Origin of the sequence: Rheinheimera aquimaris (genome assembly GCF_020531985.1) — a bacterium.
Taxonomy (GTDB): domain Bacteria; phylum Pseudomonadota; class Gammaproteobacteria; order Enterobacterales; family Alteromonadaceae; genus Alishewanella; species Alishewanella aquimaris.
On record NZ_JAJAVQ010000003.1, the window covers coordinates 238,148 to 252,327 of the forward strand.

11 protein-coding genes are annotated in these 14,180 nt (G+C 46.7%); 4 read left to right on the forward strand and 7 right to left on the reverse strand.

Going from position 1 to position 14,180, the window contains the following annotated elements:
* The 5 genes from LHL18_RS10200 to cysB all read right to left on the reverse strand — a co-directional run bounded on the left by LHL18_RS10200 (position 1) and on the right by cysB (position 4,318).
* Positions 1–1,122 carry a 4-phosphoerythronate dehydrogenase gene (locus LHL18_RS10200; RefSeq protein WP_226767007.1) on the reverse strand — a complete coding sequence of 374 codons (1,122 nt, stop codon included), beginning with the start codon at positions 1,120–1,122 and terminating at the stop codon, positions 1–3.
* A gap of 102 nt (positions 1,123–1,224) precedes the next feature.
* Entirely contained in the window at positions 1,225–2,025 is an 801-nt protein-coding gene (locus tag LHL18_RS10205; RefSeq protein ID WP_134056283.1) for a DUF4198 domain-containing protein, read from the reverse strand.
* 40 nt (positions 2,026–2,065) lie between these two features.
* Positions 2,066–2,560 (reverse strand): DUF2271 domain-containing protein, encoded by a 495-nt coding sequence (locus tag LHL18_RS10210; protein ID WP_134056285.1) that lies wholly within the window; start codon positions 2,558–2,560, stop codon positions 2,066–2,068.
* A 31-nt stretch (positions 2,561–2,591) separates the two neighbouring features.
* The gene (locus LHL18_RS10215) at positions 2,592–3,242 is read right to left on the reverse strand and encodes a PepSY-associated TM helix domain-containing protein (protein WP_226767327.1); all 651 of its coding nucleotides are present in this window, start codon (positions 3,240–3,242) and stop codon (positions 2,592–2,594) included.
* Between the two features lie 98 nt (positions 3,243–3,340).
* Positions 3,341–4,318, reverse strand: a complete 978-nt coding sequence (gene cysB, locus LHL18_RS10220; RefSeq protein WP_226767008.1) for an HTH-type transcriptional regulator CysB — start codon at positions 4,316–4,318, stop codon at positions 3,341–3,343.
* 162 nt (positions 4,319–4,480) lie between these two features.
* Between cysB and LHL18_RS10225 the strand changes: the two genes are divergently transcribed.
* Entirely contained in the window at positions 4,481–5,173 is a 693-nt protein-coding gene (locus LHL18_RS10225; RefSeq protein WP_134056291.1) for a sensor histidine kinase, read from the forward strand.
* 75 nt (positions 5,174–5,248) lie between these two features.
* On the forward strand, positions 5,249–6,013 hold the full coding sequence (locus tag LHL18_RS10230) for a hypothetical protein (RefSeq protein ID WP_134056293.1): 765 nt from the start codon (positions 5,249–5,251) through the stop codon (positions 6,011–6,013).
* A gap of 53 nt (positions 6,014–6,066) precedes the next feature.
* Here LHL18_RS10230 and topA read toward each other — a convergent pair whose 3' ends face one another.
* Positions 6,067–8,652 (reverse strand): type I DNA topoisomerase, encoded by a 2,586-nt coding sequence (topA, locus tag LHL18_RS10235; RefSeq protein ID WP_226767009.1) that lies wholly within the window; start codon positions 8,650–8,652, stop codon positions 6,067–6,069.
* A 224-nt stretch (positions 8,653–8,876) separates the two neighbouring features.
* Between topA and astB the strand changes: the two genes are divergently transcribed.
* Entirely contained in the window at positions 8,877–10,220 is a 1,344-nt protein-coding gene (gene astB / locus LHL18_RS10240; RefSeq protein WP_226767010.1) for an N-succinylarginine dihydrolase, read from the forward strand.
* Between the two features lie 61 nt (positions 10,221–10,281).
* On the opposite strand, the gene LHL18_RS10245 is transcribed toward astB, so the two are convergent.
* Positions 10,282–12,642 (reverse strand): Ig-like domain-containing protein, encoded by a 2,361-nt coding sequence (locus LHL18_RS10245; RefSeq protein ID WP_226767011.1) that lies wholly within the window; start codon positions 12,640–12,642, stop codon positions 10,282–10,284.
* 172 nt (positions 12,643–12,814) lie between these two features.
* Here LHL18_RS10245 and LHL18_RS10250 point away from each other — a divergent pair, with 172 nt between their 5' ends.
* Positions 12,815–14,149, forward strand: a complete 1,335-nt coding sequence (locus tag LHL18_RS10250; protein ID WP_226767012.1) for a dicarboxylate/amino acid:cation symporter — start codon at positions 12,815–12,817, stop codon at positions 14,147–14,149.
* Positions 14,150–14,180 lie beyond the last annotated feature (31 nt).

A 14,180-nucleotide genomic window follows, 5' to 3' on the forward strand; every position in this document is an offset into this window, starting at 1 on the left:
TTATTGAGCTAGGCCAAAACCTAATTGCAGCAAATAGTCGGGTACGCTATTGCCACACAATTGTAACGAGCTGAACTCGCGCCGCGCGGGATAGCTTTTGCGCAACCTGTCAAACCCCTGTTCAGCTAAATGTTGACGCAAGATAGCATCGTCACGACGCACATCATATAACAGTCTCGCCAGGTTTTGGACATCTGGAAGCCCAAAATTTGCACTAATTTGAACTTTTTCCATTGCTGGTATCGGCAACAACTCACTTAGCTGCTGGTTAGCGGGTATTCCCTGTAACTGACAGTACTGCTGATACAGCATTTCTGTGCCCCTGGCTTTGCCTTCCACACTGTGTCCGGCAATATGCACTGTAGCTATGTCGGTATAAGGCAATAAAGCTGTTAAAATATCAGGCTCATTTTCCCATACATCAAGCACTATGGGGCGACGTGATTTTGTTGCTGCAACATCAGCCAGCAGTGCATTGTTATTTAAAATTGCACCACGAGCGGCATTAATCAGCGCGCAGTCCGGCTTTAAACTTAGCAATGTTTCTTTGTTTAGCATATGCCTTGTTGGCCAGCGCCCGCCTGATGTTAGGGGCGCATGAAAGCTTATAATATCAGCTTGCTTACATAGCTGTTCAAAGCTGGTATGCACAAAACTGCTTTCGCGTTCAGCTCTTGGCGGGTCACATAGCAACACACTAATGTTCATCGCTTGCAGCGCCTTAGCCAAACGCGAGCCTATATTACCTACGCCAACAATACCCACAGTTTTGTCGGTCAGATCCCATTGGTACTTCTCGGCCAAACACCACAGACTACTGAGAACATATTCAGTGACCGATTGTGCATTACAGCCGGGAGCACTGACAAAAGGAATATTACGCTGTGCCAGGTACTGCTGATCAATATGGTCAATACCAATGGTTGCAGTACCAACAAAACGCAACCGGCTATTCATAGCCAAAAGCGCAGCATCAACATTGGTTACGGAGCGCACCAACAGAATATCTGCATCCTTTAGCTGCTCAGCGGTAACAGTACGGCCATTAAATAAATGAACGTCACCCAGTTCAGCAAAGAATTGCTGCACTAACGGCATATTTTCATCGGCAAAAATTTGCATTAGACCTTCCAGGTAGCAAAGTCAGAAACTGGCGGCAGTGTAACAAATAGCACAAAGCCAGCCTAATGTATCAGGCTGGCTTTGAAAGAAAAAAACATCTCGTTAAGGCAAAGCAACTTCGAAGGTATAAGTAACCGACTCCCTGACCTTGTCGGCCAGTGCTGTCGCGCTATCTGCAGAATAAGAAGCCTCTATCAGGTAACGGCCTGCGTGCTGCGGTGTGAAGCTGAAGCTGCCGTCTGCCGCCGTCTCAAAATCGACGCGACCGGCTTCGTTACGATATAGCTCACCGGCATAAGACAATACGCCTTTTACACCAGCCTGGGGTTTGCCATCCAGATTAAACACAAATGACAGTTTCTCTCCGGCCACGGCATCGGCCGGATGCGTTTCGCTGCTGAGTTCAAGCCCTTCGCCACGAACTTTGACGACAGTATTTGTTGGACCATTTACTGTGACATAAGCAAAATTGCGGCTGCGGATCTGCACCGTCTCTACATTAGCTGCACCTTGCGGTAACTGAGCAGTGCGCTCCTGCTTATTTACCATCAGCCGCTTGCGTTCACCGTTTAGCTCATAACTGGTAAAAAAACGCAGCGGATTGGCCAGTTCAATACGGTAAGTACCGTCGCCGCCAAGCTGCACATCGGCCATGGATTTACGCTTGCCCTGATACACATCAGTAACCGGCTTAACGCTGCCATCCGGCAGATACAGCTTAAGTGCGTTTAACCCTATACCTTTGTCCGGTACAAATGTCATATTTGCTGCGGATGCATCTACCGCAATCCAGCTATCTGGCTTAGATAATACATAATGGCTTGGTACAACCCACAAGGTGTGAGCACTCAAGCTACTGCTGATAAGCAGCGACGATAAAAGCAAAACAGATTTCTTCAACATAGCAAGTCCTTGTTATCAGTATTGATTCTGACCGGTACGATTAATGTAAACGTGCAGTAATGTCACCCAGCTCCCCATCCGCCGCAATATCAATAACAGCGCCTTTGGCGGGCAACATGAATTCTTGTTTCACCAGACTGCGGCCACCTTGTTCACGGGCAGCCTCTATCAGCAGGTGATACTGGCCATCAGCCAGTGATTGACCTTGATCATCCTTACCATCCCACTGCAGGGTGTAAGTACCAGGCTTTTGCGTTGCACCGCTGACAGCATCAACCAAAGCAGTATTGCTGCGGCCAATCTTGCGCCAGAATCGGCGTAAATCTTTCAGCCAGTCAGGCTTTTCAACCCACAGCGCGATTAATCTAACCGGCTGTTGCTGAGCATCCTCAACCCACACTGCAACATAAGGACGATGGTACTGGCTGGTTTCAATTTCCGGCAGCTGCACTGCAATCTCATGCGGTGCGGCCTCAACGCCGCAGGTCAATATTGCGCTAAAACATACAACTAAAATGGCGCTGGTTAATCTCATAAACTTCCCCTGTAAGCTGCAAGTAACGGTATTAATGTAACGATAAAATATACGCAAACAGCGTGACAAAAATGCCCAGCATTGCCAGACTGTTGCCTAAGCTGCGACGAGATGGTTGCTTCAGAATCAGATAAAAACCGGTTAGCGCAAACACAATACAGGCAATAGCCGTCAGATCGATCAGTAAAACCCAGCTGATGCCAGCGTTACGACCTTTGTGTAAATCATTAAGCAGCGCCAGATAACCACCGAACTCCATATCCAGCTCTGCCGTACCGGCCGAAAAATCAACCACCACACTGGCATAGCCTGCTGGCCGCTTAAAATCCAGCTCCAGCAGCATGTCATCGACTTCAAAGCTATAACTGAATACAGAGGCTTTTATCTGGTGTTCCTGGCTAAGCCAATTACGAAACTGCGCAGCAATTTCAGCCTGCTTCGCAGCAGATTCCGGCAACTCGGCAAGCTGCAAGTAAGGAGGTAATTCAAGCTCAGACTGCTGACTCACCTGCCCGGCTTTACTGATGATTAGATCAGGATGGTTCAGCGTAATACCGGTAATAGCAAAAAACAGCAGCAGCACAAGCACCAGCATTGAGCTGTAACTGTGAATTGCCCGCATCATTTTTGCCAATGCGGGTCCGCGCCAGAATTCAGTCATGATAAGTAATATGCCCGCTATAAAGTAGCCGGCATATTACTGATAATCATTACCATTTGCAATAAAATACAAGACGTAAGCCGCTCAACCGAACGAAAACGACGATAAGATGTAAAATGTTACCTGACTGGCAATTCGAAGCGGGAGAACATGCGATCAATTTCTTCCTGATTGCGCAGCATATTAGCTTTCTCTACGACATCCTTAGTCAGGTGGGGGGCAAAACGCTCGATAAAATCATACATATAGGTTCGAAGGAAGGCGCCCTTGCGGAAGCCAATTTTTGTCGTTGATGCGTCAAACAAATGACTGGCATCTATCGCCACCAGATCTCTGTCCAACTCTTTATCCATCGCCATTGACGCTATAACACCGACGCCTAAGCCAAGCCTGACATAGGTCTTGATGACATCAGCATCGGTGGCGGTAAAAACAATTTTCGGTTCAAGTCCTTTAGCTGCAAAGGCTCTGTCAAGCTCCGAGCGGCCGGTAAAACCAAAAACGTATGTCACTATAGGATGCTGCGCAACATCTTCCACCGAGATTTTTCTGCCCAGCTGCAGCAACGGATGATCTTTTCTGACAATGACGCTGCGATTCCAGTGATAGCAAGGTAACATCACCAAATCGTTATACAAGTGCAGTGCTTCTGTTGCTATGGCAAAGTCGGCTTCACCACGCGACGCCGCTTCTGATATTTGCTGCGGCGTTCCCTGATGCATATGCAGCGACACTTTAGGATATTTTTGCATAAAGCCACTGATCACCGGTGGCAGTGCATAACGTGCCTGGGTGTGGGTTGTCGCAATATTGAGTTTACCCTGATCCGGTAAGGTGTGCTCTTTCGCGACCGACTTAATACTCTCAACCTTTGCCAGAATTTGCTGCGCAATTTCAATCACATCCCGTCCGGCCGGCGTTACATGTGTTAAATGCTTGCCGCTGCGTCCAAACACCTGAATACCCAGCTCATCCTCGAGCATGCGAACCTGTTTACTGATACCAGGCTGAGAGGTATAAAGGCTTTCAGCGGTAGAGGAAACATTCAGGTTGTGGTTCAGCACTTCGACAATATAACGCAACTGCTGCAATTTCATGTGTCACAGATCCGGTAATGGCATATCATTGCTCAATATACATATATAGCAGGATATTCCAACTTATTTTTAATTCGTTGGTCGCTATAACTAACAGTAGTTAAAAATTATAGATCCGGTGCTATATCGGCTGCGATGTCTGTTGTGAATAAAGGAAATATTATGAGTAATACAGTCCCGGTAATTGATTTCGCGTCAGTGCTGGCGTCAACCGTACACGATATGAAAAATTCCTTATGTATGCTTATTCAGTCGACCGAGCTGATACAACAGGAAAGGCAGCAACTGTCAGACAGCGCACAGGATGAGCTGGCAAGGCTTAACTACGAAGCTAACCGTCTTAATTCTAATTTGTTGCAATTACTTTCACTGTACCGCTTTGAACGAAACCAACTGCCGGTACAAATCGATGAGCACTACTTGCCTGATATCACTGAAGAAGTCTTGCTGAAAAACCAGTTCTATACTGAACAGCGTAAACTACAAATAACACTGGAGCAGAGCGCCGATCTGTATTGGTTTTTTGACTATGACCTAATCGTAAACCTGCTAAATGATGCAGTCGCTAACGCATTACGCTACTGCAATAGCCGTATTTTGCTGAAAATTACGCAGCTACAGCAAAAGCTGCTTATTGAAGTTCATGACGATGGCCCTGGTTTTCCAACTTTTATGCTCAACAGCGATGCTTTAGATATGAATACACCAGATCTGGCCAATAATCATACCGGACTTGGTATCTTTTTTGCTAAGTTAATCGCCGGTGCTCACACTAATAAAGGCGAACGAGGTACCGTTAACCTGACAAATGGTGGTGAACTTGGCGGCGGGGTATTCCGGCTGACTTTGCCCTGAAAAGACAGATAGCTGTTATTTAAGCTGTTTTGTGATTAATATGAATGATAAAAATCCGTTCGGAATGAGGTTTCAATGCTGTTAACCTTGATTATAACGCTGGTTGTAGCGCTGGTTGTTATTGCGATAATAGTCAGTGCTATTCAACAACATAAAGAGCGTTTAGCCACATTGAAACGGGCTGAATACAGTAAACTTCGTACCATACTCGAAGATACGGAAGAGTTAATTGTCAATTCCGCCAATGTGCCCTTATCGCCTGCTATCAGCCAAATGCTGCTTAAACGTATAGCGTTTACGCTCAAAGCTATGGTGGAGCTGGAGCCGGGCGCTCGTGATATAAAACAGCGTTTACAGGAAACGGAGAAAAGACTCAGTGACACCGGCGCTGATGGTGGCGGCTTTGCTGAAACCGTCACCTTGCCGGATAATGACCAGCAGCTTATTGGTATGATTAAAGGCATTAAGAAACTACGCACTGTGCTACGCGCAGAACACGCAAGAGGCAATGTAGATACACAAACAGTGATCCAGGAAGACAAACGGCTGGAAGTACTGCAACTGCGTATTAATGTAGAGAGTCAGATCAAGCGCGGTAACCAAGCCAGAACAAATAATATGCTGGGCTCTGCCAGGCAATATTTTGAAAAGGCACTGACAGCACTGACCAATACCCCACATCAGGATGACTATGCCACGACGCGAAAATCTGAGGTAATGCAAGCACTTGAAGACATCGCCACCCAGTTAAAAGAGGGTAATGTGCGGGACAGAGAGAAAAAAGAAGAAAAAGAAAACAAAGATCTGGATGAACTGTTTGCGCCTAAACGTAAGTGGTAAAGCCTGCAGGATAAAAAATGGCCGCTACTGCGGCCATTTTTTATCTCAACGAATTAGCCTTTGGTGACAACCCATTTGCCATTTTCAAACCAGGCTGACCACCCTGTCGCCTTGCCGTCTTTTTCCGACATAACATACTGCTGCTTTGTCTTACGGCTCCAACGCACGATAGCTGGATTACCTTCAGGATCCTTAGCCGGGGCATCTGCCAGATAGTAAAACTTGGGTGACAAGCGCTCACGGTACTTAGCCAGCTCAGCAACTAAAGGCGCGCGCGTTTCGCGTGATTTTGGAAATGTTGAGGCCGCCAGAAACAGACCGGCAGCACCATCACGCAGTACAAAGTAGGCATCTGACTTTTCGCACTTCAACTCAGGCAAATGCACCGGATCTTCTTTTGGCGGTGCAGCTTCGCCATTTCGCAGTAGTTTACGGGTATTTTTACACTCGGTATTAGTACAGCCAAAATACTTGCCAAAACGGCCAGATTTAAGCTGCATATCACTACCGCATTTATCACATTCGATAACCGGCCCATCATAGCCTTTGATTTTAAAACTACCCTGCTCAACCTGATAACCATCACAAGCAGGATTATTACCACATACATGCAGTTTGCGCTGCTCGTCAATCAGGTAACTATCCATCGCGGTACCGCATTTTGCACAGCGTTTTTTCTGCCGCAGTGCTTCGGTCTCCATTTCGTCTTCGTCACTGACATTAACCGCTTCGTCGCCAGGCAACAGATTAACCGTTGTTGTACAGCGTTCTTTGGGTGGCAGGTTATAGCCTGAACAGCCTAAGAATACGCCGGTTGAAGCCGTACGTATTCCCATCGGCCGGCCGCAGGTCGCACAAGGTATATCGGTCAATATAAATTGATTAACCCGCATACCGCCCTGCTCTGGGTCGTTCTCTGCCGTTTTCAGTTTCTGATAAAAATCACCATAAAAATTATCCAGCTCTTTACGCCACTGCGCCTGACCGTTAGCGATATCATCCAGCTTTAGCTCCATGTTCGCGGTGAAATCATAGCTCATCAGGTCATTAAAGTTCTCAACCAGACGATCGGTAACAATCTCTCCCATCTTCTCGGCGTAAAACCTTTTATTGTCAACCCGAACATATCCACGTTCCTGAATAGTGGAAATAATTGCCGCATAAGTTGATGGCCGACCGATACCGCGTTTTTCCAGCTCTTTTACCAGACTGGCTTCGCTAAAGCGCGCCGGTGGCTTTGTAAAATGCTGGTTACTGTGCAGTTGCTGTAAGTCGAGCGTCTCACCAGGTTTTACATCTGGCAGCACATTATCTTCTTCATCTTTGCGCTTTAACGCAGGCTGCACTTTCGTCCAGCCATCAAAACGCAGTACACGGCCTTTGGCTTTTAATTCGAATTCGCCGGCCTCAACACTAATATTGGTAACATCATATAACGCCGGGGGCATCTGGCACGCAACGAACTGGCGCCAGATTAACTCGTACAGTTTACGCGCATCCGCTTCCATATCAGCCAATGAACCAGCCATCACATTGACATCAGAAGGACGGATAGCTTCGTGTGCTTCCTGAGCATTGGCTTTACTGCCATAGCTCAGCGGCTGTTCCGGTAAATACTTTTTGCCAAACTGCTGCGCTATGTAGTCACGACAAGCCGACACGGCCTCTGCACTGAGGTTCGTCGAGTCTGTACGCATGTAAGTAATATGGCCGGCTTCGTACAAGCGCTGCGCCAGCATCATGGTCTTTTTAACACCGTAACCCAAACGGGTGCTGGCAGCCTGCTGTAATGTAGACGTAATAAAAGGCGCCTGCGGCTTGCTGCTACTGGGTTTGTCTTCCCGTTCCAGCACCTTGTAAACGGCTTTGTTTAACAGGGTAAGTGCGGCATCTGCCTCGGCTTTGTTAACCGGTTTAAAGGCCTTACCTTGCTGCTTGGTAACATCCAGTTGCAGCATCTGCTGCGCCGCGGTTTGCGTATCTGCAGCTACTGTCCAGTATTCTTCCGGTACAAAAGCTTTTATCTCGCGCTCACGCTCTACAACCAACCTGACCGCCACTGACTGCACACGCCCCGCTGATAAACCACGGGCCACTTTTTTCCATAACAGTGGCGAAACCATAAAACCGACCACACGGTCAAGAAAACGTCTCGCCTGCTGTGCATTGACTCTGTCAACATTCAGCTCGCCGGGTTCTTCAAACGCATTCTGGATGGCATTTTTAGTGATTTCATTAAACACGACACGTTTAAAACGCTGCTCGTCGCCACCGATAATTTGTTGCAGATGCCAGGCAATGGCTTCTCCTTCACGGTCTAAGTCCGTTGCCAGATAAACAGTGTCTGCTTTTTCTGCCAGTGCCTTGAGTTCTTTAACGACTTTTTCTTTACCGGGTAGAATTTCATAACGGGCTTTCCAGCCATGTGCCGGGTCAATGCCCATACGGTCAACCAAAGCCTGATATTCTTTTTCTTCTTTACTCAGCGACTTTTTAGCTGCGGATTTCTCTTTACTGCTGCTGGTCGGTAAATCGCGAATGTGCCCAACACTCGACTTAACGATAAAATCGCTACCGAGATATTTGTTGATTGTCTTCGCTTTTGCCGGTGACTCTACTATTACCAGTGATTTAGCCATCTTAATCCTGAGATCCCTAACTTTTAATGCTTGTCATCAGTGCTGCTTTTTTAACATATATCCGTAAACCGCAGTTGTGACAAGTGAATAAACTCATTATTATGCAAACCAGCCTGTTTTCCGGGCTATCTGGCGAAAGGTTCGCCAATATAAATGAAGCATCCTCCGCGGCCGCAAAAATAATAAAAACAGTGCCCACTCCAACTAAAGGATATAAAGCAAAAATGAATTTCTTTGAAGCAAACTTCGATGGCCTGGTAGGGCCAACGCATAACTATGCCGGCTTATCTGTCGGCAATGTTGCCTCGCTATCTAACGCGAAAAACAGCTCCAGCCCGCGCCAGGCGGCAAAGCAAGGCTTAAGCAAAATGAAAGCGTTGCATGACCTGGGTATGGTGCAAGGCGTGTTAGCACCACAAGAGCGGCCTGATGTTTACACATTACGTCGCCTGGGCTTTACCGGCACCGATGCACAGGTTATTGCCAAGGCCGCCAAACAAGCCCCGGCAGTACTCAGAGCAGTGTGCTCAGCGTCCAGTATGTGGACAGCCAATGCGGCAACCATTTCGCCAAGCGCTGATACACACGATGGTAAAGTGCATTTTACCCCGGCGAATCTTACCAATAAGTTTCACCGCTCACTTGAACCTGTTACCACCGGCAGAATTCTGCAAGCGATGTTCCGCGATCCTGAGCATTTCGCGCATCATACACATTTACCCGACAACGATCACTTCGGTGACGAAGGGGCGGCGAATCATACCAGACTTTGCAGTGCTTATGGTAAACGTGGCGTCGAACTTTTTGTTTTTGGCCGTTATGCATTTGACAGCAATCAGCCTGCACCGAAGCGCTTTCCGGCACGACACACGCTGGAGGCATGTGAAGCCGTCGCGCGTTTACATGGCTTAAGCGGTGAGCATGTTGTGTATATGCAGCAAAACCCGGATGTGATAGATCAGGGCGTATTTCACAACGATGTTATTGCCGTCGGAAATCAGAACGTGCTGTTCTATCATCAGCAGGCCTTTGTTGATAAGCAAAATAAACTGAGCGAGTTACAACGTAAATTCGGCAACGACGCAGAATTGCATCTGATTGAAGTAAAAGACAGTGATGTCAGTGTATCAGAGGCGATAAAGACCTATCTGTTCAACACACAGGTAATAACATTACCATCCGGCGAGATGGCAATTATTGCGCCGACAGAGTGCCAGGAAAGCCACGCCGTATCATCTTATCTGGCGGCGTTAGTGCAGCAGCATACGCCTATCAGACATGTACATTACTACGATGTTAAACAAAGTATGCGTAACGGTGGAGGCCCGGCTTGCCTGCGCTTACGGGTTGCCTTAAGCGAGCAGGAAAAACAGGCGGTCAACCCGAACGTGCTGATGAATGACACGTTATTCAGCACGCTGAACCAGTGGGTAGATAAACACTACCGTGATGAGATTAGCGAAGCCGATCTGGCTGATCCGCAATTGCTGGATGAGTCGCGCTCAGCACTTGATGAACTTACCCGGATACTGGGCTTAGGTTCTGTGTATCAGTTTCAGCAAGGCTGATAAACGCAGTGTGAAAAAAGGGAGCTTGAAGCTCCCTTTTTTAATTCTAATCATCCCATTTTTAGAATGTATCGCCGCACTGGCTTGACGAACCAAACGGGTTCCTCGCTGGAGTAGCTGTTTTATTCGTTACATAAGAGCTTGGGTAAGAAAGAATATACTTTCTTGAATTACGGTTCTCTGTTCCTGATGCTAAAGCAGAGACAGTGATATTCACGTGTGTCCATGCCGCATAGTCAACTGGATATGTAAGCGAAAAAGTTGCAACTCCACTTGTATCTGAAGTCTCCTGTTGCTGTACAGTAACAACATTACCCGGCGTCAGGAAACCATCACTATTCACGTCTTCACCGTCGTCTAAAACACCATTAAGATTAGCATCTTCATTTTGGCACTGTGTATAGTAACCATATTTTGTAATGGTTTGAGGATTATCTGGACCGACCGGTTGGTCTTCATCGAAATTAGGATTTGTCTCAACTATATTAAAATCGTAATCCGCAGGATCTGCCTCATCTTTCAAAATATAGCTATACTGAGGTGCCCAATATTCAAAATCTTCTTCGTTCGGAACCATTACCCAACGACCTTTAACATAAGCCCACTCGTCAGACTTTGGTACAGCAACATTTTCAGGCGTAACGGGGGTTACTGAAATATTCAAGGCTTGGTTTGCAACAGGGTTACCAGAAGCGTCTGTTACTACCACGGAGAAATCTTTTCTCAGTAATGTTGGTGATACTTCCTCAACAGTATTACCGGTGCCAAAACGGAAAAATAGTGTTCTCTCACCCACAGTCAAACTAGTATTGCCTGTTTTCCCTTCCACATTCGCTGTGACACTAGCACCATTTGCGCCAGTAGCTGACGTTGCGGAATAAATAGTGGAAGCAATACCCTGCGAGTTCGTAACGCTACTAGCAGGGTTTAACGAGCCGCCTGCAGAGCCCGTTAATGTGAAATTAACTGTTTTCCCTTTGACGGGATTGTTTTTACTATCACGCACGATAGCTCTGACTGAGCTTTGCTCGTTTACACCAAGCTGGCTTGGAGAAGCCTGAACCTCTACAGTATCAACTGCTGTTGCCACAAACTCTAGCGACAATTGCGCAGTTATTAGCTCATCGTTGCCCCCTGCACTAGCTCTGATCGTAACAAATCCAGCAGTATCTGATTGAACAGATACCGTTGCCTCACCAACAGCATCTGTAGTTACCGAAACCTCTGTCTGACCTGCAACAGAAGGTAATGTGGGATCAAACACAGAGCCTCTAGTCACCACAAAGGCGACAGTTTGATTAGCCTGGACAATACCATTCTTAGCCCATTTAACCTTAACTGCTGCCGGTGTGTTCAGTTGAACTTCTGAAGATGACATCTCAGTAAAATTAAATTCATCAGCACTAATATTAATATCGACAACCTGCGTCAAACCCAAGCCAGACACAGAAACAGTATCACGACCGCTATTTGTGGCCGTGTAAACCACCTCTGCTTGACCAACATTGTTTGTCTGCAGAGTTGTGGAGCTAAGTGCATTCCCTAATGAAGACGTAACTGTCAAAGGCTGATTAGGAAGAGCGTTACCAGCAAAGTCCCGAACTAATATACTTACAGTACGGCTTGCCCCAACTACTAAAGCTTCAGGAGCTGAAACATCTATAGAAGTCCCCACAACATTAACTGTTACAGTTTCGGACTGATCGCCAACCTGAGCTGTTACAGCTATATTGCGCAGAGATGGATTAACTTGAGATTTGAGTACAGCGACTGCCAGACCATCACTGCCCGTAGTTCCATTTACGATCTCTAACTCGCCACCTAATGCACCTGTGGGAGCTGTCGAAAATGTAACATCAACACCCGACAATAATACGTTGCGGCTATCTTTTACTAAAGCATACAATTCAACTTTATCAGTACCACCACTGCCAAGTTGTAGTTTATCCGCCAATAAGGTCAGCGAGCCGATCGTAACATCAGGCTGATCCCCACCATCGCCTGCAGAGGTAAAAGTTGCATCTGCAGTGACCTCACCATAGCTAGCAGTAACTGTTCCGGTATCACTAATACTCCCAGCCAATAATGTTATTGTCGCAACGCCATTACTATTGGTTCTGGCGCTAGCTTCAGTGGTCTTAGTGTTACTGAAAGTAGCCAAGTCCGGCTTATTCAATTCAAAATCGATTTGGCGACCGGATACTACACCGTTATTTGTTGCAGTTAGCGTAGCGGTGATTGTTAGTGGTGATGCCTGAGCCAACTCGCCGTCTGGATCAGATAAGGCTAAACTCAAAGTGTAAACGGGTGTATTACCATTACCTCCGCCATTACCACCATCGGAATCCAGAGTACCGCCCCCACCACAGGCCGCAAGCGTTGTAACGATTAGCGCAACGAGTAGTTGCTGGATGTTTCGCATGAAAACTCTCCCTAGCTGTATTTATTATATAGTTTTTGTTAATTCTGTATCTTAAACCATTAATCTTGCAAACGTCACAGCATATTTGAAAAAAAAATCGCCTGAATATGCCTTTCATTGTCTCAACCTGTTAGGCTTAGCGCCATTGCAAACTGAATACTAGTCTGATGTTATGACAGGAAATAAGAAGCTGGGGCTGACCGCCCGCATTGTAATAGGTATGGTTGCCGGCATAGCCGTTGGTTTTCTTTTCAAGCTACTTCTGGCCGGGCAGGAAGAAAGAGTCCTGCATCTACTGGGCATGGATATCCCACTTAAAGCGCTGTTTATTGATGGTTTCTTTCATATAGGCGGAGAAATATTTATCGCCAGCTTAAAAATGCTGGTTGTACCTTTAGTTTTTGTTTCGCTGGTTTGTGGCACCTGTTCCCTGTCTGATACTTCGGCACTTGGGCGTCTGGGCGGCAAAACGATTGCGCTTTACCTGATTACTACTGCTATTGCGATAAGTCTGGCAATATTTGCAGCCTTGCTGATAGGCCCAGGCGAAGGCATACAGATGCAGTCCGATGCCAGCTTTAACCCAAGCGAAGCACCGGCACTGTCACAGGTGTTTATTAATATTTTCCCGAGTAACCCGATAGAATCAATGGCAAAAGGCAACATGTTGCAAATCATTGTATTTGCGGTGTTGTTTGGCCTGGCTATGGCGATGAGTGGTAAAGCCGGTGAGCGCTTGGCGGCAGTGTTCACCGATCTTAGCGAAGTCATTATGAAGTTAGTGACTTTGCTGATGAATCTGGCACCTTATGGTGTGTTTTTCCTGATGGCAAAGCTATTCACAACGCTTGGGTTTGAAACGATTGCCAGTCTGGCCAAATATTTCGCTGTAGTCATGTGCGTGCTGATAATACACGGCCTGGTCAGTTATGCTGTCATTTTAAAGTTGTTGACAGGCCTGAACCCTATTATTTTCTTCCGTAAAATGCAAGACGCCGCCCTGTTTGGTTTCAGTACCTCCAGCAGCAATGCCACTATGCCGGTGACGATGGAAACGGTAACTAAGAAACTTGGTGTAAAAAATAGTGTGGCGTCATTTACTGTGCCACTGGGTGCAACAATAAATATGGATGGCACCGCTATTATGCAGGGGGTGGCTACTGTATTTATTGCACAAGTCTTTGCAGTGGATCTCTCTGTTTCTGATTACCTGATGGTAATACTGACAGCAACGCTGGCATCTATTGGTACGGCTGGTGTGCCAGGTGTAGGCCTGATAATGCTGGCAATGGTGTTACAACAAGTTGGCTTGCCGGTTGAAGGTATCGCTCTTATTATAGGCGTTGACCGCTTGCTTGATATGACCCGCACCTCGGTAAATGTCACAGGTGACGCTATGGTGTCTTGTATTGTTGGTAAAAGCGAGGGCGCTTTTGATAAAGCCGTTTTCGATGACATTAATGCCGGCAGTAAAGAAGAAGATGTAGATTTTCACAAACTGCGTTAGTCAGACTAGTAAAGTAAAACACACTGCCAGC

Excerpts from the sequence above, each read along its gene's own strand:
- LHL18_RS10230 (WP_134056293.1), top strand. The coding sequence starts at position 5,249 with ATGCTGTTAACCTTGATTATAACGCTGGTTGTAGCGCTGGTTGTTATT.
- cysB (WP_226767008.1), bottom strand. The coding sequence starts at position 4,318 with ATGAAATTGCAGCAGTTGCGTTATATTGTCGAAGTGCTGAACCACAAC.
- LHL18_RS10210 (WP_134056285.1), bottom strand. The coding sequence starts at position 2,560 with ATGAGATTAACCAGCGCCATTTTAGTTGTATGTTTTAGCGCAATATTG.
- LHL18_RS10225 (WP_134056291.1), top strand. The coding sequence starts at position 4,481 with ATGAGTAATACAGTCCCGGTAATTGATTTCGCGTCAGTGCTGGCGTCA.
- LHL18_RS10200 (WP_226767007.1), bottom strand. The coding sequence starts at position 1,122 with ATGCAAATTTTTGCCGATGAAAATATGCCGTTAGTGCAGCAATTCTTT.
- LHL18_RS10250 (WP_226767012.1), top strand. The coding sequence starts at position 12,815 with ATGACAGGAAATAAGAAGCTGGGGCTGACCGCCCGCATTGTAATAGGT.
- astB (WP_226767010.1), top strand. The coding sequence starts at position 8,877 with ATGAATTTCTTTGAAGCAAACTTCGATGGCCTGGTAGGGCCAACGCAT.
- LHL18_RS10205 (WP_134056283.1), bottom strand. The coding sequence starts at position 2,025 with ATGTTGAAGAAATCTGTTTTGCTTTTATCGTCGCTGCTTATCAGCAGT.
- topA (WP_226767009.1), bottom strand. The coding sequence starts at position 8,652 with ATGGCTAAATCACTGGTAATAGTAGAGTCACCGGCAAAAGCGAAGACA.
- LHL18_RS10245 (WP_226767011.1), bottom strand. The coding sequence starts at position 12,642 with ATGCGAAACATCCAGCAACTACTCGTTGCGCTAATCGTTACAACGCTT.